Source organism: Pseudomonas sp. RL (assembly GCF_000647775.1).
In the GTDB taxonomy this organism is placed as follows: domain Bacteria; phylum Pseudomonadota; class Gammaproteobacteria; order Pseudomonadales; family Pseudomonadaceae; genus Serpens; species Serpens flexibilis.
The window spans coordinates 1-1,193 of the sequence record NZ_JBOY01000196.1 but is presented as its reverse complement, the minus strand read 5'-3'; the positions used below and the strand labels follow the sequence as shown (position 1 = coordinate 1,193).

The 1,193-nt window shown below is 65.5% G+C and carries 1 protein-coding gene; it reads left to right on the top strand.

The features are described 5' to 3' along the window. The first annotated feature begins 229 nt into the window (after positions 1 to 229). Entirely contained in the window at positions 230 to 1,186 is a 957-nt protein-coding gene (locus AS93_RS0118120) for an IS30 family transposase (protein ID WP_037010090.1), read from the top strand. The last annotated feature ends 7 nt before the right edge of the window (positions 1,187 to 1,193 follow it).

Sequence of the window (1,193 nt, the reverse complement as noted above, 5' to 3'; positions counted from 1 at the left end):
TAAGGCTCAGCACAAGGTGAGGTCGAGCGGTAGGTGTGGTGGCCGGACGCTTACGGTGCGACGCCACGCAGCCAAGTACGCGAGCCTGAACTGCGCAAACGGCCTGTGCGGTTGCGCGATCGATTGACACTAAGCCCGGCGGTCTCAACTCTGAAACGCAACACCCCTACGGAGCGTAGTGGACCAGGTGACGTAGCCTGAGCTCCTCTACCTGCAAGTGGAGTTGCCCATGTCCAGAGGTCACCTGACCCAAGCGGAACGATATCAGGCGCACGCGCTGCGCGAAGCGGGGCTGTGCCTGCGAGCGATCGGCAAGCGGATGCGTCGTTCTGCAAGCACGATCTGTCGCGAGCTCAAGCGCAACCGGTGCCCCGCGGGGTACTCGCCTGATTCAGCCCATACGCGAGCGCGACAGCGACGCCATCAGGCGGGCAAGCGCCCCCGGATCGATCCGTCGCACTGGCCGCGCATCGAGGCGCTGCTGCGCGAGGATCACAGCCCCGAGCAGATTGCCGGCGCGACGGGGCTGGCAAGCCATGAGCGGATCTACCAGCACATTGCCGCGGATCATCGGCGCGGCGGCTCGCTGCATACCCTGCTGCGGCAGAGCAAGCCACGCAGGGGGCGCCGCTGTCGTCCGGATCGTCGCGGCCAGATCAAGCATCGGCGCGACATCAGCGAGCGTCCGCCGGTGGTGGAGGAGCGCAGCCGCATCGGCGACTGGGAGCTGGACACCATGGTCAAGGCCAACGGCGGCCAGGTGCTGGTGACACTGACTGAGCGGCGCTCGCGGCTGCACCTGATCCGGCGCGTGTCGCAGCGGACCGCAGAGGCTGTGAGCCGCGCCATCATCGGCACGCTGGCACCCATCAAGCACCTGGTGCACACCCTCACTGCGGACAACGGCAAGGAGTTCGCTGAGCACGAAATCATTGCGATCGCCTGCAAGGCCGACTTCTACTTCGCCGAGCCCTATGCATCGTGGCAGCGCGGCTCGAACGAGAACGGCAACGGGCTAGTCCGCTACTACCTGCCCAAGGGCACCGACTTCGCGACAGTCAGTGACGAGCGGCTGCAAGAGATCGAGCGCAGGATCAACAGCCGGCCGCGAAAGACGCTAGGCTGGCGCACCCCTTACGAGGTCTTCGCCGAAGCCCTCAAGAAGCGTGTTGCGATTCGGAATTGAATCCGCC